Raw genomic sequence first — 26,369 nt, forward strand, 5'->3', positions numbered from 1 at the left:
CATGGTGCCGCCGCCGGGGCGGCAGGGAGGGGGCGGGCCGTGCGGGCCTTCTCCCTCCTCACTCCTCCACTGCGGAGGAAAGCGCGGGTCCTGAGGGGGACACCGCGCCGCGGGCCTCAGGCGAGGGCGACGTTGACCGTGCTCTCGGTCAATTCGACGCCGAAGCAGCGCTGGTACAGCTCCGCCACCAGCGCGCGCTCCAGTTCGTCGCACTTGTTGAGGAAGGTCACGCGCAAGGCGAAGGCGAGATCCTTGAAGATGTCCGCATTCTCGGCCCAGGTGATGACCGTGCGCGGGCTCATGACGGTGGACAAATCGCCGTTGATGAACGCGCTGCGGGTCAGATCCGCCAGGCGCACCATGCGGTTGACGATGTCGCGCCCCTCGGGGGTCTGATAGTGCTTCGCCTTGGCGAGCACGATCTCGACCTCCTTGTCATGGGCGAGATAGTTCAGGGTGGTGACGATGGACCAGCGGTCCATCTGGCCCTGGTTGATCTGCTGCGTGCCGTGATAGAGCCCGGTCGTGTCGCCGAGGCCCACCGTGTTGGCGGTGGCGAACAGGCGGAACGAGGGATGCGGGCGGATGACCCGGTTCTGGTCCAGCAGGGTCAGGCGGCCGGAAACTTCCAGCACGCGCTGGATCACGAACATCACGTCCGGGCGGCCGGCGTCATATTCGTCGAACACCAGCGCGATGTTGTTCTGCAGCGCCCAGGGCAGGATGCCGTCGCGGAATTCGGTGACCTGCAGGCCGTCCTTCACCACGATCGCATCCTTGCCGATCAGGTCGATACGGCTGATGTGGCTGTCGAGGTTGATGCGGATGCAGGGCCAGTTGAGGCGCGCCGCCACTTGCTCGATATGGGTGGATTTGCCGGTGCCGTGATAGCCCGTCACCATCACGCGCCGGTTGTGCGCGAAGCCGGCGAGGATGGCGAGGGTGGTGGGACGGTCGAACAGATAGTCAGGGTCGAGATCCGGAACATGACTTTCGGCCTCGGAAAAGGCCGGCACTTCCATGTCGATGTCGATGCCGAACACCTGGCGCACCGACACCTTCATGTCCGGGGTCGGGGCAATGGTCTCGGTGCCGCTCATAACGCCTCCGTATGCGCTTGTAGGTTTGCGCGCGTCGTCTTGCTTGTTGATCCGTGCGGCACCTTAAAGGGTTTTCCGCTGCTGCAAAAATTCTCTCGGCGGGGCGTCTCGTCGCGGCCCGCCGTCCGCGTGTTCAACAAAAACCGGCCTGTTTCAAGGTGTTGTACGCCTGAATGACATTGCGCAAGCGATCCTCGGCCGAACGGTCGCCGCCGTTCACGTCGGGATGATGGCGCTTCACCAGTTCCTTGAAGCGCGCCTTGATCTCGACGCCGGTGGCGGAAATCTCCAGGCCAAGTACTTCCAGCGCCTGCCGCTCCAGGGTGCGGACGATGCGGCCTTCCGGCTGGGGCGCCTCGAAGCCGGCGGTGCCGCCCATCTCCTGGGTGAAGCCGAACGGGTCGCGATGGGCGCCTGCGGTGGCCGGGTCCGCGCCGCGCGTTCCCATTTTCCAGGTCGGCCGATGGCCGGTGATGGCGTCCTTCTGATAGGCGAACACGGCATCGTCGCTCATGCCGGCGAAATAATTGTAAGATTGGTTGTACTGCTTCACGTGGTCGATGCAGTAGGTCCAATATTCCCCTTCCGCCGCCCGCCCCTTGGGCGCGCGATGCGTGCCGTCGCGGCTGCAGCCGGGCCAGTCGCACGCGGCGCAGGTGGGCCTGCGCAGGCGATCGGCACTGGGCTTCACCCGAATGCGGTCAAAGAAGGGGGAGTCGATCTTCATGGATTTGATTATGGCCGTCGCGCCGCAGTGCGGCAAGCTAAGCGAATGAAAACAGGAAAGCCGCCTGAGGCGGTGCCGGGACGCGGCCACGACGCGATGGCGCACCGGGCGTGGCGCCAGATATAGGATCGCCGGCGCGTTTGCGCCATGGCGCAATGATCCAATCCTGTGCATCGCAGCCGCGCCTTCAGCCGCATTGACGCCGCGCCGATGCGGGCGTTACCTCTTGGGCCATGGAACCTTCGAACGCGACCACGCATCTTGCGCGCATCCGCGCCACGCTTCAGGCGGGGCTGTCTCCCGCGGGCCTCGACGTGGTGGACGAAAGCGCCTTGCACGCAGGCCATGGCGGCGCCACCCGGCGCGCCGACGGCGGCATTACCCATCTGCGGGTGCGCGTGGTGGCTCAGGCCTTTGCCGGCAAGAGCCGGGTGGAACGTCACCGCCTTGTGAACACGCTGCTGGCCCAGAAAATCGCCGAGGGCCTGCACGCCATCGCCATCGACGCCAAAGCACCTGCGGAAGTGGCGCCTGCGGAAGCGGCGCCGGGCGCATAGGCATGGACGCTTCCGTCTCCTCCGCCGCGTCCCCGGCGACGGGAGAAGGGATCACCCCGGACGGCGCGCTGGTGCTGTTTTCCGGCGGGCAGGATTCCACCACGTGTCTCGCCTGGGCGCTAGAGCGCTTCGCGCGCGTGGAAACCCTCGGCTTCGATTACGGCCAGCGCCACCGGGTGGAGCTCGACGCGCGGCAGAAGCTGCGGCCGGCGCTTTCCGCGCTGAATCCGGCCTGGGCGGAGCGGCTTCAGGAAGACCACACCCTTTCCCTCGACGCGCTCGCCGCCGTCTCCGACACCGCCCTGACGCGCGATGTGGAGATTTCCATGGGCGCGAATGGCCTGCCCAACACCTTCGTGCCCGGCCGCAACATCGTGTTCCTCACGTTTGCCGCCGCGCTCGCCTATCGGCGCGGCCTGCGCCACATCGTCGGCGGCATGTGCGAGACCGATTTCTCCGGCTATCCCGATTGCCGCGACGACACCATCAAGGCCATCCAGGTGGCGCTGAACCTCGGCATGGACAGCCGGTTCGTGCTCCACACCCCTTTGATGTGGATCGACAAGGCGCAGACCTGGGCGCTGGCCGCGCAATTGGGCGGGCCGGCGCTGGTGGATCTGATCGTGGAAGAGACCCACACCTGCTATCTCGGCACGCGCGGGGCGCGCCACGATTGGGGCCATGGCTGCGGCACTTGCCCGGCCTGCGAATTGCGGGCGCAGGGTTATTACCGCTTCGCCGCCACGCGAAGCTGAAGGGAGACGCCGGGATGAAACGCTCCATGTCTAACGTCGCGGCCGGTCTGCTCGCCCGCAGCCTGCTCGTCGCAGCCCTTCTCGCCCCGGCGCTGCCTGCGGGCGCGGCGAGCTTCGATTGCTCCGCCGCCAAGGCGCCGGACGAGAAGGCCATCTGCGCCACGCGCAGCCTGAACGATCTCGATGTGAAGATGGCGACGCAATACGCCATCGTCATCCGCCTCGTCGGCATGGGACAGCGCGGCGACCTGCAGGATCAGCAGCGTGCCTTCCTGAAGGAGCGCGCGGCATGCGGCGGCACTGTCGCTTGCATCGCCAAGGCGTACCAGAAGCGCATCGCGGTGTTCGAGGGCGTGGTGGACGGGGTGGTCGCGCGCGGGCCGTTTTGACGCCGCCCGCCTCCGTGCGGCCTGGATTCATCCGTGCCGCGATATGCGCCCGAAATCGCGGTTTTAAGGGCCGAAAGGACGCGGCGAAGGCGCAGTAAACCAACCTTCGTCTGCGGTAAGCCATTGTTTCACGTGAAACATTTTGGTCGGAGCGGCCTCAGGCGGACGGTACATTGTTTTCCGCATCCCCCAGCGGGCGTTGCATCAGAACGGTATCGAGCCAGCGGCCGAACTTGAGCCCGGTATTGCGCAGCACGCCGATGTCCTCGAACCCGCAGGCGCGGTGCAGGGCGATGGAACCGGAATTGGCGCTGTCGCCGATCACCGCCACCATCTGGCGAAAGCCGCGTGCCTCGCTTTCGGCAATCAGCATGTTCATGAGCGCCCGTCCGATGCCTCGCTTTTGCGCAAGCTCGGACACATAGACCGAATTCTCCACCGTCCAGCGATAGGCGACGCGCGGCCGGAAGGCGCCGGCATAGGCATAACCGAGCACCGTGCCGTCGGCATCGAGCGCGGTGAAATAGGGATAGCCGCCGGCGACCAGCGCCTCGAAGCGGCGGGTCATCTCGGCAAGGTCCGGCGGCTCCAGCTCGAAGGAAGCGGTGCCGGTGCACACGGCTGCGTCATAGATGGCGGTGATGGCGGGCAAATCGGAATGGGTGGCGAGGCGAACGTGGACCGGGTCGTGGGGCATGAGGGGGCTGGTCCTGGCGCGGTGAAACGAGATGTCCCGGCTCATAGCCACCTCGCCGAGACTTTTGAACCCCGGCTCCACCTGCGTCCGTCTGGGGAAACCGCGCGGCGAAACGGTCATAAAGTGCCGTTGGCGGCACCCCCGCACCCGCGATAGCAAAGCTTTCGTCTCGCAGAGTGGGGAGGATGGAGTGGGAGGACTGCGCCGCAACCTGTCGTCGCTGGAGGCCGTCGGGCTTTCCATTTCGATCATCGCGCCCACGGTGGCCATGGCCTTCAACGTGACGCTCGCCGCCGGCGCCGCGGGCCGGGCGGCGCCACTTTCCTTCGTGGTCGGCACCGTGGCGCTGTGCGTGGTCGGCCTGTCCTTCGTCTACTTCTCGCGGCGCGTGGCCGATGCCGGTTCGGCCTATGCCTATGTGTCCGAGGCGTTCGGCCCTCGCGCCGGCTTCCTGGTCGGCTGGCTCCTGATGCTGACCTATCTGCTGTCGGGCAGCGGCGTCGCCGCGCTCATGGGAGATTTCGTGCGCGCCGCCCTCGCCAATTACGGCATCGCCATTCCCGGCTTGTGGATGATGGTCGGGCTCGCGGCGATCGTGGTCGCCACGCTCCTGGCCTATCGCGACATGCGGGTGGCGGCGCGCCTGATGCTGGCGTTCGAGGCGGCGGCGGTGCTGGCCATCATCGTGCTCGGCATCCTGGTGCTGGTGCGGGTCGGCGCGGAGAGCGGGCTGCCGCTGTCGCCCTTCGTGCCGGATCCGGCGTTCGGCTGGTCCGGAATTGCCCATGGCATGGTGTTCGCCGTGCTGTCCTTCGTCGGCTTCGAGGCGGCCACTACCCTGAGCGAGGAAATGAGCGTGCCGCGCCGGTCGATCCCGATCGCGGTGCTGGGTACGGTGGTGGTGGCCGGGGTGTTCTTCGTGTTCGCTTCTTATTTCCAGGTGGTTGGGTTCGGCCTCAATGAGATGAAGGCGCTGGCGGCGGACGAGGCGCCGCTTAATACACTGGCGCTGAAGTATGGCTCGCGGGCCTTCGCGACGCTGCTGGATGCGGCGGCCGCGATCTCGGCCTTCTCCGCCGTCCTGGGCGCGGTGAGCGCCGGCGGGCGCATGCTGTTTGCCCTCGGACGCGCCGGCCTCGCCCCGGCTCTGGGCGTGGCGCATCCGCTTCACGGCACACCGGCGCGGGCCGTGCTGATGATGAGCGCGCTGATGGTGCTGGGCCTGGTCGTGATCGGTCCGTTCCTGGGTGCCGGCGATTATTTCGGCGATGTGGCCACCATCGCCACCTTGTGCGTGATCCTGGTCTATCTGGCGGTCACCGTGTCGATGGCGGTGGTCGGCGTGCGGTCGCGCTTCCTCTATGGCGTGGTCGGGGCGGCGGGGACGGTGGCCATGATATGGCCGTTCCGCAATTCGCTTTTCCCGGTGCCGCCTTTTCCCGGCAACCTCTGGCCTTATGTCGTCATCGGCTTCATCCTGATCGGCGTAGTGATCCTGCGGCTGCGTCCGGGCCTTGGCTTGTCGAAGGACTGAGGGGCCCTGCATAGCGGTTCGGCATGAAAAAAGGCCCCGGCGCGAGCCGGGGCCTTCTTCATATGTGCCCGCCGGAAGGGGGCGATCAGTTGCTGTTGCGGTTGCCGAACAGCTGAAGCAGCATCATGAACAGGTTGATGAAGTCCAGGTACAGGGCGAGCGCGCCCATGATGGCCTTCTTGCCCATGACGGCAGTATCGTCGCCGGCGAAATACATCTCCTTGATGCGCTGGGTGTCGTAGGCGGTGAGGCCCGCGAACACCAGGACACCGACCACGGACACGATGAACTGAAGCATCGTGGAACCGAGGAAGATGTTGACCACCGAGGCGATGATGATGCCGAACAGGCCCATGATCAGGAACGAGCCCATCGCCGACAGGTCACGCTTGGTGGTGTAGCCGTAGAGGCTCAGCGCACCGAACGTGGCAGCGGTGATGAAGAACACCCGCACGATGCTCTCGTGCGTGTACACGAGGAAGATCGTCGCGAGCGATACGCCCACCAGGCCCGCATAGACCCAGAAGGTGGCCTGGGCGGCGCCCACGCTCATGTTCTGGATGCGGAAGCTGAGGAAGAACACCGCCGCGAGGGGGGCGAGCATCACCACCCACTTCAGCGGGCTCACGAACAGGGCATAGCCGAACTTGGTCAGCATGATGCCGCCGGCCACCTGGCCCGCCGCCTGGCTGGGATCGGTGGTGACGGACAGCATGAACACGCCCAGGGCGGCCAGGCCGGTGATGGCGAGGCCGAGGGTCATGTAATTGTAGACGCTCAGCATATAGCTGCGGAGGCCCTGGTCGATCGCGGCCTCCGAGCGCGTCACCGTCGTTCCGTAACGCCCGGCGACGTTGCGATCATAATCGGACATCGTCATTCTCCACTTCGACCGTGGGATCATGGGCACGACCTTTCGGCCGAGCCGCCCCAACGGTTCACGTTCAATATGGTGGGTTCAAAATGTGGCGGCAAGAGACCGTTTCATGAAATTTCCGCAACGTCACCTGCGCCTGCCATCCCGCTCCCGGAACGTTTACATGATAGCATGAGCGGAGCGGTCGGGGGCACAAATGCCCCGCGCGGAGGTCAAATTCATGGGCGCTGGGGGGCGTCTTTCCATAGGCTCGGCCATTTGCGCCGTGCTGGCGGCCTGTGGGCTGGCGTCGACGCCCCAGCGCGCCTGCGCGGGCGCCTGGACGCTGAAGGAATCCGGCTTTCAGGCCTATCTTCAATCGACCATGACGCGCGCCGACCATGCCTTCGACGGCTCGTCCAATCTTTATGCGGCGCAGACCTATGACAAGGTCTCCACCCAATTGTTCATGGAGGTGGGAGCGACCGACAGCCTCACCTTAATTCTGGCGCCCGAACTGCTCTCCATCTCCCTCGGCAGTCCGGCCGATACGTCCTATCTCGGTCCCGGCTACACCGATCTGGGCGGCCGGGTGAAAATCGCGGAGGGCGACGGCTTCGTGGTGTCGCTCCAGGCGGTGGCGCGCTTTCCAGGCGCCAAGCCGAGCGAGGGACCCGCGGTCATCGGCTATGTGAACGGCGAGCTGGATCTGCGGGCGCTTGCCGGCTTCAACTTCGTGCTGTGGGGTTTGCCGTCGTTTTTCGATCTCGAACTGGCCCAGCGCCTGCGCTTCGGCGCACCGCCCAACGAATGGCGGCTGGATGCGACCCTCGGCGTGCGCATCGCGCCGCGCTGGCTGGTGCTCGCCCAATCCTTCAATGTGATGTCCGAAGGGGCGGGGGAGGCGCCCTATTTCGATGCCTCCTATGAGTATTACAAGCTGCAGATGGGCGTGATGTACGACGTGTCAGAAAGCTTCGCGGTCCAGGCCAGCCTCGTGACTACTTATTTCGCGCGCAACGCCTTGCAGGAGAACGGGCTCGTGCTCGCCGCCCTGTACCGCTACTGAGCGCCCGCCGGTTTCGAGGCCCCGATCTGGGCGAGGAATGCCTCCACCTGCGGCAGGATGCCGGAGACGATCCGCGCCACGCCCCTTGCCGTCGGGTGGAGGCCGTCCGGCAGGTTCAAACTGCGGTCGCCGACGATGCCGTCGAGAAAGAAGGGATACAGCGGCACCCCATACTGGCTGGCGAGGTCGGGATAGATGGAATCGAACTCGCGCCGATACGCCGCGTCCATATTGGTGGAGGCGCGCATGCCTGCCAGCAGCACGGGAATGTTGCGCGCCTTGAGGCGCATGATGATCTCGCCCAGCGCCTTGCGCGGAATGTCAGGATTGAGCCCGCGCAGCATGTCGTTGGCGCCGAGTTCCAGGATCACCCCGTCGGTGCCCTGGGGGACGCTCCAGTCCAGCCGGGCAAGGCCGCCGCTCGCGGTGTCGCCGGAAACGCCGGCATTGGCGATGCTCACGTCATAGCCCTTGGCCCTCAAGGCGGCCTCGAGCTGGGCGGCGAAGCTGTCGGTGCGGGGCAGGTTGTAGCCGGCGGTCAGGCTGTCGCCGAAGGCCACCAGCTTCACCGTCTTCGCGGCGGCGGGTGCTGACGCAAACGTGAATGCGACCATAAGCGCGATCAGCCCTTTCCTGAACATGAATGAAGTTCCATATGCCCCGAGCGCCGGACGTCCGGCCTCGCGTCCCCGACGCGCCCATCCCAGCGCCGCCGCGCGCGCCATGCGGAGCCATGTGAACCGCTCTGCCTGCTGCCGCGCGACGTGCGAACCAACCTGAGACCGCATGGATACTCACTCCTCTGCCGCGCCCGCCATTCGGCTGACCGATGTGGATCTCTCGCTCGGCAGCGGGGCGGCGCGGGTGCATGTGCTGAAGAGCGTATCGCTTGCCATCGGCGCGGGCGAGACCGTGGGGCTGGTCGGGCCGTCGGGCTCTGGCAAATCGACTTTGCTCATGGTGATGGCGGGCCTTGAAAAGGTGGACGGTGGGGAAGTGCGGGTCGCCGGCGAGGTGCTGACAGGTTTGGGTGAGGATGCGCTTGCGCGCTTCCGTGGTGCCCATGTGGGGATCGTGTTCCAATCCTTCCACCTCATCCCCACCATGACGGCGCTGGAAAATGTCGCCATCCCCCTCGAGCTCGCCGGCCGGGGCGATGCGTTTGCCCGCGCGGCGGCGGAACTTGAGGCGGTGGGGCTCGGCGGACGGCTCTCGCATTATCCCTCCCAATTGTCCGGCGGCGAGCAGCAGCGCGTCGCGGTGGCCCGCGCGCTGGCGCCCCATCCTTCCATTCTCGTGGCGGACGAGCCGACCGGAAATCTCGACGAGGGCACGGGGCGCCAGATCATGGACCTGTTGTTCGCCGCCCATCTGGCGCGCGGCACCACCTTGGTGCTCGTGACCCACGATCCCTCGCTTGCGGCGCGCTGTGGGCGGACCGTGCGGTTGCGCTCCGGGCGCATCGAGGCCGACAGCGCGATCGCGCAGGTGACGGCGTGAGCGCCGGGATGCCGGCGCCCGCGATCTCCCGGCTTCCCGTGAGCCTGCGGCTGGCGCTGCGCGAATTGCGCGGCGCGCGGCGCGGGTTCGGCATTTTTCTCGGCTGCTTGGCGCTCGGCGTCATGGCCATTGCCGGAATCGGTTCATTCGCGGGGGCCTTGACCGACGGGCTGGCCCGCGAAGGGCGCGCCATCCTGGGCGGGGATGCGGGCTTCACCTTGATCCAGCGCGAGGCGAGCCCGCAGGAACAGGCCCTGATGACCGCCGGCGGCAAGGTGGGGCAGGTGGCTTTCCTGCGCGCCATGGCCCGCACCGGGGAGGGCGACGCCACCCTAGTGGAACTCAAGGCGGTGGACGCCACCTATCCCATGGTCGGCGAAGTGGAGACCACACCCGCCGAACCGCTGGCCGAGCTTCTGGCGGAGCGCGACGGCGCATTCGGCGCGCTCGCGGACGAGACGCTCATGTCCCGCCTCTCGCTCAAGGTCGGCGACCGGCTCACCGTGGGCGAGGCGAAGTTTGAGATCCGCGCCTTGCTGGTCGCCGAGCCCGACCGGCTTTCCGCCGGTGTCGGCTTCGGCCCGCGCCTGCTGGTCTCGGCGCAGGCCCTTCCCGCCACCCGCCTCATCCAGCCCGGCAGCCTGGTGCGCTGGAGCTATCGCGTGCTGCTGAACGATCCATCGGCCGGCGCTCTGGAGGCCTATACCAAAAGCGTCCGCGAGGGTGCGCCCGAGGCCGGGTTCGAAGTGCGCACGCGCGATGCCGCATCCCCGCAATTGGAGCGCAATGTCCGGCGCATCAGCCAATATCTGACGCTGGTCGGGCTCACCGCTTTGCTGGTGGGCGGGGTGGGCGTGGCCAATGCCGTGGCCAGCCACCTCGCCACCAAGCGCACCGTGATCGCCACCCTGAAGGCGCTCGGCGCCACCCGCGCCACGATTTTCGGTACCTATTTGTTCGAGGTGGCGATCCTCGCGGCAATCGGCATCGCCATCGGCCTGGCGCTCGGCGCCGCGCTGCCGTTCGTCGCCGCTTATGCCATCGAGAGCCTCATCCCCTTTCCGCTGGCGCCCCATGTAGATGGGCTGGCGCTGGCGATGGCTGCGCTCTATGGCGCGCTGGTCACGCTCGCCTTCACCTTATGGCCGCTGGCGCGGGCGCAAGAGGCGCCGGTCTCCACCTTGTTCCGCGATGCGCTGGGGCAGGAGCGTCGCCAGCCGCCGTGGCTCTATGCCGGCCTGTGCGCGCTGGCCATGGTGGCGCTCGCGGCGCTTGCCGTTCTCACGGCGGAGGATAAGCGCGCGGCTCTCATCTTCATTGGCGCGGCGGCCGGCGTGTTTGGCCTGCTTCGTCTCGTGGCCATGGGCATCATGGCGCTCGCCGCCCGCCTGCCGCGCCCGCGCAACACCATGGCGCGCCTCGCGCTCGCCAATATCCACCGGCCCGGCGCGCTCACCCCCACAGTGGTGCTGTCGCTCGGGCTCGGCCTCTCGCTGCTGACCGCCATCGCTTTGATCGACCGCAGCCTGACGCAGGAGATTTCCAGCGCGCTGGCGGAGAAGGCGCCGAGCTTCTTCTTCGTGGACGTGCCGAGCGCTGACGCGCAGGAATTTGCCGGCTTCATCGCCACGCATGCGCCGGGCGCCACCTATCGCGCCGTGCCGATGCTGCGCGGGCGCATCCTCGCCCTCAACGACGTGCCGGCCGAGCAGGTGAAGCCCTCGGCCGATGCCGCCTGGGTGCTGCAGAGCGACCGGGGCATCTCCACCGCCGCCGAGGTGCCGGAAGGCTCCAAGGTGGTGGAGGGCACATGGTGGGCCCCGGACGAGACCGAGCCGCTGGTCTCGTTCGACAAGAAGCTCGCGCAAGGGCTCGGGCTGAAGCTCGGTGATTCGGTGACGGTGAGCGTGCTCGGCCGGGCGATCACCGCCCGCATCTCCAACCTGCGCGAGATCAAATGGGAGCGGCTGGGCATCAATTTCGTGATGGTGTTCTCGCCCGCGACCTTCGCCGGCGCGCCCCATACCTTGCTCGCCACCCTGACCTTTCCCGAGGGCGCCGACGCCGCACGTGAAATCCCCTTGCTGCGGGAGATGGCGCGCGCTTATCCCGCCATCACCACCATTCGGGTGAAGGAGGCGCTGGAGCAGGCCAACAAGATGGTGGGCGACCTCGCCTTCGGCATCCGCATCGCCTCGCTGGTGACGTTGCTCACCTCCATCCTGGTGCTGGCCGGTGCATTGGCGGCGGGCCATCAGCATCGCGTTTATGACGCGGTGATCCTGAAGACGCTCGGCGCGACGCGGGGCCGCCTGATCCTCGCCTATGGCCTGGAATATGCCGGGCTCGGCTTGGTGACCGCGCTGTTCGCCATCGCCGCCGGCTCGCTCGCCGCCTATGGAGTGGTGACGCGGGTGATGGAGATCGGCTTTGCCTTCGCCCCCGCTGCTGCGGCTGGCGCGATGGGGCTGGCCCTGGTGTTTACCCTCGGCTTTGGCCTGCTCGGCACATGGCGGGCGCTGAGCGAAAAGCCGGTGCGGGTGCTGCGGCATCTGTGAGGCCGGACCCGGCCGCGCGAACGGGAAAAGATTTTCGCGTTTTGCGCTGCGGGCAGATTTATTTTGTCTCGAAGCCGGACGGGTAACACTAGGAAAATAAACCTAAAAATTCACCTCCGCTTTCCCTAAGTGATTTTCAGACGGCCAAACGCCGTCCTGAATTTATTCCTATCGCCCGAAACGGCCTCATCCTGAAGCAAAGGAGAGAGGCTGACCCATGTATCGGTGGCAATCTAACACCCCGGCGTCCGAGCCAGATGTTCAGGAGCTTCTGGACATCCGCGCCGCGCTGGTGGAGCTGAGTTTTCACGTCAAGCTCCTGCAACTGCGCGAGGCGATCCGCAAGGCGGGTTTCAACCCGAACCAGCCGCGCATTCCAAGGAACAACCCGCACGGGGGACGATGGGCCGGCCCAGGTGGCGCCGGAACAGCCCCGTCGGGCTCCAAGCCCGTCACGCCGCCACCTGCCGGTCCGCAACTCCCGCCCCGGGGCGAGGGAGACCCGCCGCGCATCATCATCACCCCGCGGACCCCGGAGATCGGGCACAATGGCGGCCCGCCTCTCGAAGACCCGCCGATCATTCCACGCGAGGCACCGCCCACCGCGCAAGACCGCATGCGCGTGGTGCGGCGCGCCGCCGGCTGGCTGCTCCGCGCAATGCGTTACGGCCCCGGCCCGCAGGCGAAGCTGTTTGCGGCGGCTGTGGAGGCGACAGTCTGGATTGCTGATCTCTTTATTCCTCACATCACGGCGTATCTGGAGCCGCCGAAGACCTTAGCCGAACTCCAGGCGGCGGTGGATGTGCCTGCAGCGGGGACCGATGTGCATCATATTGTCGAGCAGACGGCCGCAGCCGCAGCGGGCTATCCCCAGGCGATGATCGATGGTCGGGAAAATCTGGTGCGGATTTCAAGGCTGAAGCATTGGGAGATAACGGTGTAGTATCAAAGTAAAAATGGGCAATATGAAGGCCTTTCACCGCGCGAATACCTGAAGGATAAAAGTTGGGCTGAGCGACAGAGGGTTGGCCTCCAAGCTCTCTTTGATCATGGGGTTCTAAAGCCATGAAGAAGCGGATACTAAAGGGAATGCAGACGAATGAGCTTGTCCATGCTTATGCCCAGATCGGTATGTTGCAATATTCCGCTTTGGATGATGGCAGAGTAGGTAAATATAATCGTCTTTACGATGAAAAGAGAGACATAGAGGAAGAGTTGAAGGCGCGCCCCGGTGATCAGCGGCGTGCGCTGATGGCGCTGTACGATTACCCGAACATGCAGGTCCGTCTGAACGCGGCGACGGCGACGCTTGCCGTTGCGCCAGAGGCGGCACGCCGATTGCTTCAGGACATTCACGCATCTGGCTGGCCGCCGCAGTGTTACCAAGCGGGATCGCTGGTCAGAGGGCTCGACGATGGAACTTTTAAACCGACATAGACCGAGCCCCGGTAGCTCGCCCTTGTCGCGACGGCCGCAGCCGCAGCGGGCTATCCCCGGGCGATGATCGATGGGCCGGAAAATCTGGTGCGGATTTCCCGGTTGAAGCATTGGGAGATCAGCGGGTGGTATCAAAAAGGAAATGATGATTACGGAGGTGTCTCGCCGCGCGAATACCTGAAGTATAGGGATTGGCCTGAGCGCCAGCGGGTGGGTATAAAAGCACTGATAGATCATGGAGTTCCAAAGCCATGAAGAAGGCAAAGCTGAGGGAAATGTCGACGGATGAGCTCGTCGAGGCCTATGTTCAGATTGGAATTTTTCAATATAATTTGGATTACGACGAAATACGTAAATACAACCGTTCGTTTTTAGAAAAACGGGCAATAGAAGCCGAGTTGAAGACGCGCCGCGGCGATCAGCGGCGTGCGCTGATGGCGCTGTACGACTACCCGAACATGCAGGTCCGCCTGAACGCGGCGACTGCGACCCTTGCCGTTGCGCCGGAGGCTGCGCGCCGATTGCTTGAGGACATCCGTGCGTCTTATTGGGTGCCGCAGTGTTACGAAGCAGGATCGCGATTGAGGAACCTCGACGATGGAACGTTCAAGCCGACATAGGCCGAGCAGGGTAGCTCGCCCTTGTCGCGACGGCCGCAGCCGCAGCGGGCTATCCCCGGGCGATGATCGATGGGCGGGAAAATCTGGTGCGGATCTCAAGGCTGAAGCATTGGGAGTTGCGCTGTGCGTCAGAGCGGAATTGAGCCTCTCCAGGTCTTGCCGGTTTACCTGACCCATGGGGTCACATAGTCTGCGGGCGGGAAATATCTTCCGATCCTTCCAGAATCAATTGGCTATTGTCACCGTGGTTGAAAACGAAACGCGTCCGCTGGACGGATTTTTAAAGATTTGCGCCATCCTTGCCATGGTGTGGGGCTGCATTTCCGCATTAGTCCCCTTGGCGCCGATCTTTCCGATTGCAACCCTGGGAAGTGGATGGCAGCTCGGGATGAACGCGGCGACGAGCCAAGGGCTCGTCGGCCGGCCGTTAACCTTCACTTTTGGGCCTTTCGCCTCGATATACAGCGCACTGTATCTGCCGGAAACCGACGGGCTGGCGATCTTTGGAGGCGTGCTGTTGGCGGCGACGGCCATCGGCGCGCTGCTGGCGTTGGTCGGTCCGGGCGCATGGCTGCCCGCGGTGGGATTCGCGCTGTTCCTGTCGTTGGTGGACAAGGATCCGCAGCTGATGGCGGTGCCGCTGCTCGCCCTTCTGCTCGCCTATCGGCTCTCCTCCCCGATCCCCGCGATGCCCGGGCAAAATTGGCGGAAAATGATCTTTCCGCTGATGATGCCGGCGCTCGCGATGCTGGTGCTGGTGAAGGGCACGTCCGCTATCGCGGCGGTTTCGACGGTTCTTCTTGCCGCTACGATGTTGGCATGGGCGGGGAGGCGGCGCCTCGCACTGGGCTGCTTGGCAATTTTTACGGTTTGCATCCCGATATTCTGGATCGTTAGCTACCAAGAAATTTCGGCCTTACCTTCTTACTTTATTTCTGAGTGGTACATCATCTCCGGCTATCCCGATGCCATGTCTTTGCCAGGTCCATACTGGCAAATGGTCATATTATTGTTGGCGGGCGCATTTCTTTACATCTTCCAGTTGCGGCATCTCAAGGGAGGGGGCACAGGCAAGCTGCTGTTGCTGGGCTTGGCCCTGCTCCTCTTCCTGGGTTTCAAGGAAGGGTTCGTGCGGCAGGGGGGGCGCCATCCATCGGCGGCGGCCGGCATCGCCCTCCTGGTCGGCTGGGCTGGGATGTTGCTGGGCGGGCCCCGTCGGGCACGGCTCGGTCTTGGTGTGACGTTCGTCTGCTGGCTGGCGATCACGCTGGCATGGAAACCTGCCACGGAGATCTTGCGTCCCTTCTTTCGCGCGGGCGAGGGTTTGTATGTCCGGCTTGCGCACGCGGGTTATCTGGATGCGCAATACTTGGACAGCATCGGAAAAATCCGGGCCGCTGCCCCGCTCCCCGCTCTGAAAGGACCAACGGACGTCTATTCCTTCACGCAAGCGGCCCTGCTTGCCGCGGGACTGGAATGGCGCCCCCGTCCGGTGCTGCAAAGCTATTCGGCCTATACCCCGGAGTTGCTGCAGAGGGATGCAGATCACCTGACCGGGCCGCAGGCGCCGCACAATATCATCTTCTCCATTCAACCAATTGATGGCCGACTTCCGATGTTGGATGACGGGAATAGCTGGCCCCTGCTGCTGAGCCTCTATCACCCCGTCCAATTCGTGCATCTCGCGCCCTACGGGGTAGATGCGGTGATTTTGCAACGCCGCGCCACGCCGGGCAGCTTCGATCTGGCGCCACTGAGCGCGGAAAGCTACGGTTTTGGGCAGCGGGTGGATCTGCCGCGGGGGCCAAATGCGGTGATTTGGGCGCAGGTCGATATTAGCCCATCGCTGATCGGCAGGTTCTGGGGAATACTGTATAAATCGCCGCGTCTTTTCATCACCTATTATTTTCCTGACGGGACGGAGCGCGAGTTTCGATACATCTACCGGATGGGCGAAACCGGATTCGTTATCTCGCCGATTGTCGGCGGTGCATCGGATTTCGCCGCGCTACCTAAGGGCACGCCGGATGCTCCCCGCCCGGTTTCCATAAGCATCCGCTCGGAAGGGCCTGCCAGCTGGCTGTGGCAGCCGCTTTATCGCATGCGACTGTATCAACTGACTTTTCCGGCGAATTGAAGCTTTTTAGCCGTGTTATAGGATGATGTCGCTGCCGAGCGCTTTCGAGGACCTCCTCCACGGCGGCGATAAAGGCCGAGATACGGACAGGTTCGAAGCGGCGCGGGATGCCTCGTCACGCGTCTCCGGCCGAAATGGCTCTGGCGTACTCGACATCTTGTTTCAGGAGAACACTCAAGTCTTGAGACTTGTGGCGTCCGATACTGTCGGCGGGGACCACGATCTCGGCGATATCCATCGCCGGTAATGTATCGCTTTCCCCGCAAAAATGGCGGATTTTGGAGATGACCTCGTGGGGGCGTAAGGCAAGATCCTCGTAATTGATGATCAGTATGCGGTCAGGATGGATTTTCTTCAGGTTTCTCATCCGTCGTTCCACTGCGGCCCAGTATGATAAGGCGTCTCTGGGCCCAAGCTCCACCGGCCGGTCCAGGAAAATCGACCCCCAAAGCCGGAGCTGGGTTAGATTGGCGCTGTACGCCATGTCCAAGCCGCTGCGCGTTATGTGAATATAACGAAGGTTCGGATCTATATTGAGGAAGTGCTCAACCACAACGTGGGTGTTTGGCTCCTTCCATGCCATCTTATCGACTGCATATTGGCGCTCATGAACGAAGGAGTCCATGCGTGCCGTCAGCCACGCGGCGCCGTGGATGATTCTGTCGCGGTGGGAAAGTCTTATAAGGACATCTTTGATTTCATCAAATTTCAAATTTCCGTATTTCATCCTATGATGAAAATTAAGGTATAAGAAATTTATTGATTCAAAACTTTCAATCAAAACAGATGGTCTTTTAAATAATAGTGTAAACGATAGATTGTCCATTTCTTGATTTAAATCGTCCCCGATGAAATATCCGAAAGACTGAAGTATTTTTGCGACGACTCGTGACCCGCTGCCGCCAATGCATCCGACGCAAACGGTGTTGTCTGTCATGGATCAAGTCTTTCGAAGAGGTCGGCGCCTGATTGTGATTGCGTCGCCACGCGAGTCGCATGGTGCCGTCGCACCCTCCGAATATGCAAGCCGGCAAAATGCGGCGAGCGTCGTCTGCCTCGCCGTGGCTGCGGACCCGCGCGGCTCGAGGAGATCGAAGAGAGGGCCCAGGGCGAAGATGCAGGGATGCGATTGTTGGTCGCGGACAGGGGTTTTCCGGCGTAGAATGCTGCTGCGCCTGCCATTTCGGCAAATGGCGACCCGCCTTACGATTGCCCCTGCTTGAAACCGTGTCTCCGCCATGCGAGCACGAGGAGGCTGGTCAGGCGTTGGGGGGCTCGGCCGCCCGGACATCGAATAAAAAGCGGGACAGGCGCATGGGGACAGCGGATCTCGGCATCGGCGAGGGGAAGATCTTGGAGGCACATCCGCTGCGCGCGGCGGTGCTCGGGGAACTCCATGCCCGCCCCTTCTTTCCGGTGGAAACGCCGCGCCGTTTCCTGCATGTGGCGTTCCTCACCGATCCCGCGAATGCGCAGGCCGCACGCGCCGCGGTGAACGATCTGTGCACCGCGCGTGGCGTGCAGGGGCCGCCGCCCGGCGCCAAGCATCATCGTGTTTCCTTCGGCGGTGCGACTCTGCGGTGGGAGAGCCACGCGGAGTTCTCCACCTATACCTGGGATTTCCCCTCCACCGAGCTGGGCCCCGGCGTGCTGCCCTTCCACCCGCCCGCACTCGCCCTTTCCGGACCGCTGACGCAGATCCCGGCGCCCGGGCCGCTGCTGGTGGCGGTGGATCTGCATCTTGCGACCGATACGGCGGAGGATCTTCAACTCGACTCCGTCTTCGACCGCGCGAGCCTTGCCCGCTCGGACGTGGTGAACAATGCGGCGGAGATCGTCACCGATTTCAAGCCGGACCCGTCCGGTTTCGTGCGCATTCTGGTGCGCGACCGGGGGCTCGGGGCGGAAGGCGCCGGCGCGCTGGTGCAGCGGGTGCTGGAAATCGAGACCTATCGCCTGCTCGCCCTGCTGGGCCTGCCGGAAGCCCAGCGCCTGGCGCCGCAGATTGGCAAGATCGAGGCGCGCCTCGCCCAGGCGACGGACGAGATGCGCCATTCCGAGGGGCTCGCGGCCAACAACACCTTGCTGGACGAACTGGTGGCGCTCGCCGCCGAACTGGAGGCCGGTGCCACGGCCTCGCTGTTCCGCTTCGGCGCCAGCCGCGCCTATTATGAGATCGTGCGGCTGCGCCTTGCCACCATCCACGAGGAACAGGTCGCCGGCTTTCCCACCTGGCAGCAATTCCTGGAACGGCGAATGGCCCCGGCCATGCGCACCTGCCTGTCGGTGGAGGAGCGTCAGTCCAACATCTCCGCAAAGCTCGCCCGCGCCGCCGATCTGCTGCGCACCCGGGTGGACGTGGAATTGGAGCAGCAGAATCGCGACCTGCTCACCTCCATGAACGAGCGCACCCGCCTGCAATTGCGCCTGCAGCGCACGGTGGAAGGGCTCTCGGTGGCTGCGATCTCCTATTACGTGGTCAGCCTCGTCCATTTGCTGGCGGAAGGCATCCATGACGGGCATCTCGATGCTGTCGTGGGCCTCGAGCTGGAGCCGGGCCTCGTGACCGCATTGGCGGTGCCGGTGGCGGTGCTGGCGGTGTGGTCGCTGGTGCGCCGCATCCGCCTGTCTCACGGCGATCACGACTGAAGGGGGAAGGCAGGCCGGGTGGCCGCGCCCGGTCTGAGGTTTAGGCCGATTTGCGGAAGATGTGGGTCTCAATCTCGTCGCCGGAGGCGCCGACGAGGCCGGCGGGATCGGTCGCGATTTCAAGATCCCCTTCGTCCACCATGCCGGGCGAAACTTCCCGTTCGGTCTTCCCGTGGCGCGGGCGCAGCAGCACGAAGCAGAGCAGGGCAATGGTCGCCATGCCCGGCACCACCAGCATCAAGGCCGCCGCCGGATCGCCGAAAGTGCTCGCCACAAGCGAGCCGACGAACCCGCCGCCGATCTGCATGAAGCCCATCAGCGCGGCCGCGGAGCCGGCCATGGTGGGAAAGCCCGCGAGGCCGAGGGTGGTGGAGCCTGGCAAGAGCATCGCCACGCCGAACGCCCACAGGGCCACCGGCCCCATCACGCCGAGAAAGGCGTGGGGGAACAGGGGCGGCACCACCACGAGCCCTACTGCCGCGACCATCGCACAGCCAAGCCCGATGGGAATGAGGTGCACGGCGTCGATCTTCTTCATCATCCGCCCGGCGACGATGGTGCCCAGCATGTAGGAGCCGGTCTGGCAGATCATGGCGAAGCCGAACTGGGTCGGCGACAGGCCGATCTTCTCGATCAGCACGAACGGCAGGATGGCGGCGAGCGTATAGATGCCGCCCAGCGTGAAGCCGATCAGCAGGCTCATCCGCATGAAGCTGCGGTCCATGAGCAAGGTGCGGTAATTGGCGAACACCCGCGCCGGCCGCGCCTGGCCCGGATCGGGCCGGTGGTTGGTCTCCGGCACGGCGAAGGCCAGCAGCGCCAGCACCAGCACGCCGTAGGCCACCATGACGAAGAAAATCGGATGCCAGCCGAGCGTCACCAGGATGGCGCCGCCCACGGTGGGAGCCAGCGCGGGCCCGATGGCGAGCATGGTGCCAATGAGGTTCAGGATGCGGGCCGAGGCCTGCCCGGTGAACTGATCGCGCACGATGGCACGCGAAATGGCCGGGCCGGCGGCCACGCCGACGCCCTGGAGGCCGCGCCCCACCACCAGCCACAGCATGTCCGGCGCGAAGGCGGCGACCAGGCTTCCCGCCACATAGACGGTGAAGAAGCCGAGCGCCGCGGGCCGGCGGCCGAACGCATCGGAGAGCGGACCGCACAGCAATTGCGAGAAGGCGAAGCCGCAGAAATAGACGCTCAAGGTCAGCTTCATAGCGGACGGAGTCGAGTTGAATGCATGCACCAGCGCCGGCAGGGCCGGCGTATAGAGCGACATCGACAGCGGGCCGATCACGACGATCAGCGCGCCGATGATGGCGGTGCGGTTCTGCGACATGACGGGGGTCATTGCGCGTCATCCTTGGCGGAAAGGCAGAGATTGGTGCGGATCTGCTCGAGCGCTTTGCGGAAGGTGTCCTTCTCGCTTTCGGACAGGCCTTCGAGCGCGCTCATGCGCACCCCAGCGGCGGCGGCAAGCACCGAAGAGAGAATGGCGTCCGCCGCGGGGGTGAGATTGACGGTTTTGGCCCGGCGATCGTTCGGGTCCGGGGTGCGGGAGATCAGCCCCTGCGCTTCGAGCTTGTCGAGAAATCCCACGAGCGTCATGGGCTCCACGTTCATGCGCACCGCCAGTGCGGTCTGGCGCAGGCCCGGGTGCAGATTGGCATAGACCAGGGTGCGCGCCTCGCCGGCGGTCAGCCCGAGGCCGGTCTGTTCAAATGCGCGGTCGATGCTCGCGCGATAGAGGCGGGCGGCATCCACCAGCAGGAAGCCGAGAGGTGTTTCGGTCATGATATGGGTTACATAATATAAGTCAGCCTTACAATCTAGGGGTTGTTGACTGAAGGCCCTGGACTTTCCCTAGCGGCCGCGCGAGCTGTGCGAGCCTCAGGAAAGCCTTGAGGCTCATTCAGAAACCGATCGCGCGAGCTTTGTGCGGGTCGGATAAAGGATAAGTGGCGTGTTTCATCGGTTGCGCCTGCGCTTGCACCATTTGCAGGACCGCATGACGGTGGGCCAGCAGATGGCGTTTGCCATGGCGTGCATCGGTCTCGTCACTTTGGCCGGCGTCGCGCTCACCAGCGCGGGCGTGAGCAGGCGTGGGCTCATCGCGCATCTGAAGGCAGAAATGGCAGAGAAGGCGGTCTCCCTCGCGGACCGCCTGGATCTGGACCTGTCCGAGCGCTATCGCGACATTCTTCAGATCGCCGAAATGCGTCCCTTGAACCGAATCTGGCAAGACAGCCCGGACGAGGTGCGCGACGTCATCGAGCAATTGAAGGTGTCGCGACCGCGATATGTCTGGATCGGCTTTGCCAATCCCGACGGCATCGTCCTGGCCTCCACCGGCCGCGTGTTGGAAGGCACCTCTGTCCTCGCGCGCGACTGGTTTCGCAATGGGCTGAACGTGCCCTCGGTCGGGGATACCGAGGAAGGTGAGCTTCTCGCTCACCTGCTGGCTTTGCCTCAGGTCGACACGATGACCCGGTTCGTGGACGTATCCCTGCCTGTCTATTCCCCTGAAAATCGACTGCTGGGCACCATCGGGGCGCATTTGAGCGTCAACTGGGCGAGGATGCTCACCGATATCGCGCCAAAGGAAGGCGCGACCAAGGTGTGGATCATCGGGCGCGATGGCCGGGTGCTGCTGGGCAATTCGCCGAACCCGCAGCCGTTCTCGGACGAGGTCATCGCCTCCATGATGGATGAGCGCAGCGGCGCCTTTGTCGATAAGAGCGAGGGGCACCGGGTGCTCACCGGCTTTGCCGTCACGGGACGCAACGGCGATTACCCAGGCCTTGGCTGGATTGTGGTGACGCGGCAGGACGCGGCCGTCGCCTTCGCCGACGCGACGCGCCTCGCCCTCACCATTCTCGGCATCGGCCTGCTGGCCCTTCCGGTGACATTTCTGGGCGCCTATTGGTTCGCGCGGAAGATTGCGCGGCCCTTGGTGACGCTCACGCAGGCGGCCGCGCACATCGGGCGCGATCCCCACGCCACCAACCTGCCGCACCAGCGCGGCAGCCTGGAAGTGCTACAACTGTCCGGTGCGCTTCGCGCCCTGCTGCGGCGGCTCAGCTCGGTGGAAGCGCAGATCGTGCGGACGGCCGAGCAATATCAGCAGGATATGGAAGAGTTGCGGCAGCTTGCCGACACCGACCCACTCACCGGCCTGCTCAACCGCCGCTCGTTCCTGAGCGTCGCCGATGCGGCGCTCAACGGCACGCGGACCAGCGACGGGCTCGGCATCTTGATGGCCGATATCGACCATTTCAAAAGGGTCAACGACCTTTATGGGCATCCGGCCGGCGACGCGGTGATCCGCAGCGTCGCGGCGTCCATCGGCGCGGCCCTGCGCCAGCACGATCGCGTGGCCCGTTTCGGTGGCGAGGAGTTTGTCGTCCTGCTCCTGAACGTGGATCGCGCCGGCATGATGGCGCTCGCGGAACGGATGCGCAGTTCCATTGGCTCGAACCGGGTCACCATTGACGGCCAGGAGATCGCCGTCACGGTCAGCTTCGGCGCGGCCCTGGCACAGCCCGGCGACCGGGACGTGGACGAGGTGATCGAGCGGGCCGATCTGGCGCTGTACGAAGCCAAGAACTCGGGCCGCAATCGTATCGCGATCGCGGATCGAAAGCCCAATCCCCGCGCCGCCTGAGCGCAGCTTCCAGCGGGATCAGCGCGGGAGGAAAGGGTTGGTCGCCCGCTCGTCGCCGATGCTGGTGACGGCGCCGTGGCCGGGCAGGCACACGACGCCATCGCCCAGCGGCAGCAGCTTTGTGACGATACCCTGGATCAGCTGCTCGGCATTGCCGTAGGAGAAATCGGTGCGGCCGACGGAGCCCTTGAACAGCGTATCGCCGACGATGGCGATGTTCGAGGGGGCATGCACGAACACCACATGCCCAGGCGTGTGCCCCGGCACTTGCAACACATCCAGGGTGAGATCGCCAACCCGCACCGTCTCGCCCTCGGAGAGATAGCGATCCGGGGTCACGGCGCGGCCCTCGAAATCATATTTCGCCGCCGTCTCGGGCACTGCATCCAACAGGAACTGGTCGGCTTCATTCGGCCCCTCGACGGGCACGCCGAGGCTCTCCGCCAGTTCCGCCGCGCCGGCCGCATGGTCGAAATGGCCGTGGGTGAGCAGGATTTTCTCCACCTCCACCCCGGTTTCCGCCAGCGCCTCGCGGATCCGCGGCAGGTCGCCGCCCGGATCGATGACCGCCGCCTTGTTGGTGGCGGTGCACCACAGGATGGAGCAATTCTGCTGGAACGGGGTGACCGGCACCACCGCGATCTGGATCGGCTGCATGACAGGCTCCTGGGATGGGGCCGGGAGGGATCGGCGCGCCGGCGCAAGGGCCGGCGCGCGCGGGATCAGGAGGTCTTGCGCGCGCGGCTGCCGAGGGTGCGCAGGCGCAGGGCGTTCAGCTTGATGAAGCCGGCAGCGTCGCGGTGATCGTAGGCCACGGCGCCTTCCTCGAAGGTCACGAGGTCCTGGTTGTAGAGCGAATAGGGGCTCTCGCGGCCGACCACGCTCACATTGCCCTTATAGAGCTTCAGCGTGACGCGGCCGGTGACATAGGCCTGGGAATGGTCGATGGCGGCCTGGAGCATCTCGCGCTCGGGGGCGAACCAGAAGCCGTTGTAGATCAGCTCCGCATAGCGGGGCATCAGCTCGTCCTTCAGATGGGCCGCGCCGCGGTCGAGCGTGATGCTCTCAATGCCGCGATGGGCCACCAAGAGGATGGTGCCGCCGGGGGTCTCGTACACGCCGCGCGACTTCATGCCGACGAAGCGGTTCTCCACCAGATCCAGCCGGCCGATGCCGTTGGCCTTGCCGAGTTCGTTCAGCTTGGCCAGCAGGCTGGCGGGCGAGAGCTTCTCGCCGTCGATGGCGACCGGGTCGCCCTTCTCGAAATCCACCGTGATGAGGGTGGCCTTGTCGGGCGCGTCCTCGGGGGAAATGGTGCGCTGGTAGACATATTCCGGCGCGTCGTCGGCGGGGTCTTCCAGCACCTTGCCCTCGGAAGAGGAGTGCAGCAGGTTCGCGTCCACAGAGAATGGCGCTTCGCCGCGCTTGTCCTTGGCGATCGGAATCTGGTGGCTCTCGGCGAATTCAAGGAGGCGCGTGCGGGAGGTGAGGTCCCATTCGCGCCAGGGCGCGATGACGGTGATGTCCGGTTCCAGAGCGTAATAGGCCAGCTCGAACCGCACCTGGTCGTTGCCCTTGCCGGTGGCGCCGTGGGAGACCGCGTCGGCACCGACCTTGCGGGCGATCTCGATCTGCTTCTTGGCGATCAGCGGGCGGGCGATGGAGGTGCCCAGCAGATATTGTCCCTCATAGACCGCATTGGCGCGGAACATGGGGAACACGTAGTCGCGCACGAATTCCTCGCGCACGTCCTCGATGAAGATGTGCTCCGGCTTGATGCCCAGCAGCAGAGCCTTTTCGCGCGCGGGGGCAAGCTCCTCGCCCTGGCCGAGGTCGGCGGTGAAGGTCACCACCTCGCAGCCATAGGTGGTCTGGAGCCATTTCAGGATCACCGAGGTATCCAGGCCGCCGGAATAAGCCAGGACCACCTTCTTCACGTCGCGCGCCATCTCATCTCTCGAACTACAGGGCCTTGAAGAGCGCGCGGACTATAGGCCGGAGCGTCGCCATGGCAAGGGGAGGGCGCGCAGGGCACGGGTGATCTTGCGCATGGCGGTGCGCGAAACCCACCAGAGCGCGCGCACCAGCGCTCCCATCAGCGCGTTCAGCGCGAAGCCGAGCCGGCCGATGCCGCCCTCCAGCGCCGCATTGGAGAGGGCGCGCCTGCGATCGTAGATGAGCCAACGCAGCGCGACGATGACCAGGATGGTCAGTACCGCCGAGAAGACGGTGTCCGTGAAGAAATGCCCGCCGAAGGCGATGCGCAGGCCGCCGGCTGCCGCGCCGAACGCCAGCGCCGCGCCGATCGCCGCCGGCCGCAGCGGGGCCGGGGCAAGGCTCGCCGGCGCGAGCATCCAGAAGCCGAGCGACCCTTCGCCGGAGACGAAGGAGCAGTTTCCCGGGCAGGTGCCGTCGGTGGAATACCAGGGGCTGAACACGTCCTTGCCGCCGAACGTCTCCACATGCACCGGCCTGGGACGGCCCCAATGTTCCTTCAGCACCCCGTTCACCAGCAGGCCGGGCGCAAGCGCCATGGAAAGCGCCAGGAACAGCGCCGCCCGCGCCGGCATGAACATGGGCGCGCCGGGAAACAGCAGCTTCAGGATGATCGCCACAAAGGCCGGGCCGGCGAACAGCCAGGGAATGATGTTGCCGGCGCTGCGCAACATCTTCCCGATGGGCGAGGCGGCCACCTGGAAACTGCGTGAGCCCGCGTCCCAGAACAGACCGGTGATCGCGAGATCCCATCGCGGAAACACCGTGAAGAGGATCGCGACCGCGGCGCCGGTCACGAGGGCGAAGAAGAGCACCAGCTTCAACGGATCACCTGTGCTTCCCCTTGCCTCTGGCGCGCGGTGCCCATGCACCCATTTCCCGGTCCGGTTTGATCCAACCCCTTGCGGGGATGCGCGGACCGGCAGCACACTCCGGCCGATTTAGCCTGAGGAGGGGCCGATGACCAGGGCCACGCTTGATTTCTACTACGAGTTCGCCTCGCCCTATTCCTATCTGGCCGCGAGCCGCCTCGGGCCGCTGGCGGAAGCTGCGGGCGTGCATGTGGAATGGAGGCCCTTCCTGCTTGGACCGATCTTCGCAGCCCAGGGCTATTCCTCCTCGCCGTTCAATGTGTATCCGCTGAAGGGCGCGCATATGTGGCGCGACCTGGCGCGCCTCGCGGATCGCTATGGCCTGCCTCCGGTAACCCGGCCGGAGCCGTTTCCGGTCAACGGCTTGCTCGGTGCCCGCGTCGCGACGCGGCTCAACGACGCCTCCCGCCCGGCCTTCTCGCGTGCCCTGTTCCGCGCGGCGTTCGCGGAAGGGCGCGACATTTCCGATCGCACGGTGGTGCGGCAGGTGCTCGCGGGCCTCGGCCATTTCTGCGACGAGGTGATCGACCAGGCGGAAACCCAGGCGAACAAGGACAAGCTGCGCGCGACGGTGGAGGAAGCCCAGGCGCTCGGCATATTCGGTGCGCCCACCTGCGTCACGGCGGACAAGGAATTGTTCTGGGGCAACGACCGGCTGGAAATGGCGCTGGAACATGCCGTGCAAATCGCTCACGCGCCGCAGGCTGCCGCCCAATAACCCGCTGCGGGGTCAGGCCGCCGGCGGCGGGCCGGCGGGTGGCGGGGGCGGGGGAAGCCGGCCCCGGCCGGAGGAGAGCAGCATGGGCTTCCAGAAGCCCGCGCTCCATCCCGCCACCAGCCAATAGGCAAGGCCACCGGCCAGCCCCGCCGCGAGGATGTAGAACGGGTCGGCGACCGGCACGCGCTCGCCGCTGAGGCCGGGATAGAGCTGGGCTCCCACAAAAGCGGAAACCGCTCCGTTGGCCACATGAAACATCCAGGAGCGCACGGCGAACAGTTCCGAGAACAGCACGCCGATGGCCGCCACAAGCCACATGGTGGAGACCAGGAACACCACCAGAAATCCGGCGGTGAACAGCGCGTCCACCAGCATCACCAGTGTGTCGGGACTCTCCGGAGCAGCCGCAAACAGCGTGCCGATGCGCCATTGGCCGAACAGGATCACTGCCGTACCGGCGCAGATGGCCACCACATAGCCCGCCGGAATGAGGATGAGCCGCAGCAGAAGACGGAAGACGGAATCCATGGCGTCG

Annotated in this window: 26 protein-coding genes; 14 read left to right on the plus strand and 12 right to left on the minus strand. The window is 65.0% G+C overall.

Translation table 11 applies throughout. The features are described 5' to 3' along the window. Positions 1 to 116: 116 nt before the first annotated feature. A complete protein-coding gene (cobS, locus tag V5F68_RS02940) occupies positions 117 to 1,100 on the minus strand; it encodes a cobaltochelatase subunit CobS (RefSeq protein ID WP_348847127.1) in 984 nt (327 codons plus the stop codon). A gap of 133 nt (positions 1,101 to 1,233) precedes the next feature. Then, on the minus strand, positions 1,234 to 1,827 hold the full coding sequence (locus tag V5F68_RS02945) for a J domain-containing protein (RefSeq protein ID WP_394014542.1): 594 nt from the start codon (positions 1,825 to 1,827) through the stop codon (positions 1,234 to 1,236). A gap of 233 nt (positions 1,828 to 2,060) precedes the next feature. On the opposite strand from V5F68_RS02945, the gene V5F68_RS02950 reads away from it, so the two are divergent. From V5F68_RS02950 to V5F68_RS02960, 3 genes are read left to right on the plus strand one after another with little or no spacing between them, the layout of a single operon-like run. After that, positions 2,061 to 2,384: a BolA family protein gene (locus tag V5F68_RS02950; protein WP_394014541.1), complete on the plus strand. Its 324-nt coding sequence runs from the start codon at positions 2,061 to 2,063 to the stop codon at positions 2,382 to 2,384. 2 nt (positions 2,385 to 2,386) lie between these two features. Continuing rightward, positions 2,387 to 3,139: a 7-cyano-7-deazaguanine synthase QueC gene (queC, locus tag V5F68_RS02955; RefSeq protein ID WP_394014540.1), complete on the plus strand. Its 753-nt coding sequence runs from the start codon at positions 2,387 to 2,389 to the stop codon at positions 3,137 to 3,139. A gap of 26 nt (positions 3,140 to 3,165) precedes the next feature. Then, the gene (locus tag V5F68_RS02960) at positions 3,166 to 3,528 is read left to right on the plus strand and encodes a lysozyme inhibitor LprI family protein (protein WP_394014539.1); all 363 of its coding nucleotides are present in this window, start codon (positions 3,166 to 3,168) and stop codon (positions 3,526 to 3,528) included. Positions 3,529 to 3,685: 157 nt separating this feature from the next. Here the strand turns inward: V5F68_RS02960 and V5F68_RS02965 are convergent, their stop codons facing one another. Next, on the minus strand, positions 3,686 to 4,225 hold the full coding sequence (locus V5F68_RS02965; RefSeq protein WP_394014800.1) for a GNAT family N-acetyltransferase: 540 nt from the start codon (positions 4,223 to 4,225) through the stop codon (positions 3,686 to 3,688). A gap of 190 nt (positions 4,226 to 4,415) precedes the next feature. Between V5F68_RS02965 and V5F68_RS02970 the strand changes: the two genes are divergently transcribed. Next, positions 4,416 to 5,759 carry an APC family permease gene (locus V5F68_RS02970; RefSeq protein ID WP_394014538.1) on the plus strand — a complete coding sequence of 448 codons (1,344 nt, stop codon included), beginning with the start codon at positions 4,416 to 4,418 and terminating at the stop codon, positions 5,757 to 5,759. Positions 5,760 to 5,844: 85 nt separating this feature from the next. Here V5F68_RS02970 and V5F68_RS02975 read toward each other — a convergent pair whose 3' ends face one another. Next, positions 5,845 to 6,633, minus strand: coding sequence for a Bax inhibitor-1/YccA family protein (locus tag V5F68_RS02975; RefSeq protein WP_394014537.1), 789 nt, complete (start codon positions 6,631 to 6,633; stop codon positions 5,845 to 5,847). A gap of 223 nt (positions 6,634 to 6,856) precedes the next feature. On the opposite strand from V5F68_RS02975, the gene V5F68_RS02980 reads away from it, so the two are divergent. Further along, a complete protein-coding gene (locus tag V5F68_RS02980; RefSeq protein WP_394014536.1) occupies positions 6,857 to 7,684 on the plus strand; it encodes a hypothetical protein in 828 nt (275 codons plus the stop codon). On the opposite strand, the gene V5F68_RS02985 is transcribed toward V5F68_RS02980, so the two are convergent. Beyond that, positions 7,678 to 8,325, minus strand: a complete 648-nt coding sequence (locus V5F68_RS02985) for an arylesterase (protein ID WP_394014535.1) — start codon at positions 8,323 to 8,325, stop codon at positions 7,678 to 7,680. The genes V5F68_RS02980 and V5F68_RS02985 overlap by 7 nt on opposite strands. A 145-nt stretch (positions 8,326 to 8,470) precedes the next feature. Here V5F68_RS02985 and V5F68_RS02990 point away from each other — a divergent pair, with 145 nt between their 5' ends. The 6 genes from V5F68_RS02990 (at position 8,471) to V5F68_RS03015 (ending at position 15,936) form a co-directional block, all read left to right on the plus strand. Continuing rightward, positions 8,471 to 9,184, plus strand: a complete 714-nt coding sequence (locus V5F68_RS02990; RefSeq protein WP_394014534.1) for an ABC transporter ATP-binding protein — start codon at positions 8,471 to 8,473, stop codon at positions 9,182 to 9,184. A gap of 8 nt (positions 9,185 to 9,192) precedes the next feature. Beyond that, on the plus strand, positions 9,193 to 11,742 hold the full coding sequence (locus V5F68_RS02995) for an ABC transporter permease (RefSeq protein WP_394014533.1): 2,550 nt from the start codon (positions 9,193 to 9,195) through the stop codon (positions 11,740 to 11,742). 217 nt (positions 11,743 to 11,959) lie between these two features. Then, on the plus strand, positions 11,960 to 12,685 hold the full coding sequence (locus tag V5F68_RS03000) for a hypothetical protein (RefSeq protein ID WP_394014532.1): 726 nt from the start codon (positions 11,960 to 11,962) through the stop codon (positions 12,683 to 12,685). Positions 12,686 to 12,831: 146 nt separating this feature from the next. Beyond that, the gene (locus V5F68_RS03005; RefSeq protein ID WP_394014531.1) at positions 12,832 to 13,179 is read left to right on the plus strand and encodes a DUF2019 domain-containing protein; all 348 of its coding nucleotides are present in this window, start codon (positions 12,832 to 12,834) and stop codon (positions 13,177 to 13,179) included. Positions 13,180 to 13,430: 251 nt separating this feature from the next. Next, entirely contained in the window at positions 13,431 to 13,799 is a 369-nt protein-coding gene (locus V5F68_RS03010; protein WP_394014530.1) for a DUF2019 domain-containing protein, read from the plus strand. 229 nt (positions 13,800 to 14,028) lie between these two features. After that, entirely contained in the window at positions 14,029 to 15,936 is a 1,908-nt protein-coding gene (locus V5F68_RS03015) for a hypothetical protein (protein WP_394014529.1), read from the plus strand. A 115-nt stretch (positions 15,937 to 16,051) separates the two neighbouring features. Here V5F68_RS03015 and V5F68_RS03020 read toward each other — a convergent pair whose 3' ends face one another. Continuing rightward, positions 16,052 to 16,873, minus strand: coding sequence for a sulfotransferase family protein (locus tag V5F68_RS03020; RefSeq protein ID WP_394014528.1), 822 nt, complete (start codon positions 16,871 to 16,873; stop codon positions 16,052 to 16,054). 377 nt (positions 16,874 to 17,250) lie between these two features. Here V5F68_RS03020 and V5F68_RS03025 point away from each other — a divergent pair, with 377 nt between their 5' ends. Next, positions 17,251 to 18,585, plus strand: coding sequence for a DUF3422 family protein (locus V5F68_RS03025; RefSeq protein ID WP_394014527.1), 1,335 nt, complete (start codon positions 17,251 to 17,253; stop codon positions 18,583 to 18,585). Between the two features lie 40 nt (positions 18,586 to 18,625). On the opposite strand, the gene V5F68_RS03030 is transcribed toward V5F68_RS03025, so the two are convergent. Beyond that, the gene (locus V5F68_RS03030; RefSeq protein WP_394014526.1) at positions 18,626 to 19,936 is read right to left on the minus strand and encodes a multidrug effflux MFS transporter; all 1,311 of its coding nucleotides are present in this window, start codon (positions 19,934 to 19,936) and stop codon (positions 18,626 to 18,628) included. After that, the gene (locus V5F68_RS03035; protein ID WP_394014525.1) at positions 19,933 to 20,379 is read right to left on the minus strand and encodes a MarR family winged helix-turn-helix transcriptional regulator; all 447 of its coding nucleotides are present in this window, start codon (positions 20,377 to 20,379) and stop codon (positions 19,933 to 19,935) included. Before V5F68_RS03035 ends, V5F68_RS03030 begins: the two co-directional genes overlap by 4 nt. Before the next feature lie 169 nt (positions 20,380 to 20,548). Here V5F68_RS03035 and V5F68_RS03040 point away from each other — a divergent pair, with 169 nt between their 5' ends. Beyond that, complete coding sequence (locus V5F68_RS03040) at positions 20,549 to 22,249, plus strand: sensor domain-containing diguanylate cyclase (RefSeq protein WP_394014524.1); 1,701 nt, start codon at positions 20,549 to 20,551, stop codon at positions 22,247 to 22,249. 18 nt (positions 22,250 to 22,267) lie between these two features. Here V5F68_RS03040 and V5F68_RS03045 read toward each other — a convergent pair whose 3' ends face one another. The 3 genes from V5F68_RS03045 to V5F68_RS03055 form a co-directional block, all read right to left on the minus strand. Next, positions 22,268 to 22,906, minus strand: a complete 639-nt coding sequence (locus V5F68_RS03045) for an MBL fold metallo-hydrolase (RefSeq protein ID WP_394014523.1) — start codon at positions 22,904 to 22,906, stop codon at positions 22,268 to 22,270. 65 nt (positions 22,907 to 22,971) lie between these two features. Continuing rightward, positions 22,972 to 24,198: an argininosuccinate synthase gene (locus V5F68_RS03050; protein ID WP_394014522.1), complete on the minus strand. Its 1,227-nt coding sequence runs from the start codon at positions 24,196 to 24,198 to the stop codon at positions 22,972 to 22,974. A gap of 39 nt (positions 24,199 to 24,237) precedes the next feature. Further along, a complete protein-coding gene (locus tag V5F68_RS03055) occupies positions 24,238 to 25,059 on the minus strand; it encodes a phosphatase PAP2 family protein (protein ID WP_394014799.1) in 822 nt (273 codons plus the stop codon). Positions 25,060 to 25,204: 145 nt separating this feature from the next. Between V5F68_RS03055 and V5F68_RS03060 the strand changes: the two genes are divergently transcribed. After that, positions 25,205 to 25,834, plus strand: coding sequence for a 2-hydroxychromene-2-carboxylate isomerase (locus V5F68_RS03060; protein ID WP_394014521.1), 630 nt, complete (start codon positions 25,205 to 25,207; stop codon positions 25,832 to 25,834). 12 nt (positions 25,835 to 25,846) lie between these two features. Here V5F68_RS03060 and V5F68_RS03065 read toward each other — a convergent pair whose 3' ends face one another. After that, positions 25,847 to 26,362, minus strand: coding sequence for a hypothetical protein (locus V5F68_RS03065; protein ID WP_394014520.1), 516 nt, complete (start codon positions 26,360 to 26,362; stop codon positions 25,847 to 25,849). Between the last annotated feature and the right edge of the window lie 7 nt (positions 26,363 to 26,369).

The organism is Roseixanthobacter pseudopolyaromaticivorans (assembly GCF_043195145.2).
Taxonomy (GTDB): Bacteria; Pseudomonadota; Alphaproteobacteria; order Rhizobiales; family Xanthobacteraceae; genus NCEH01.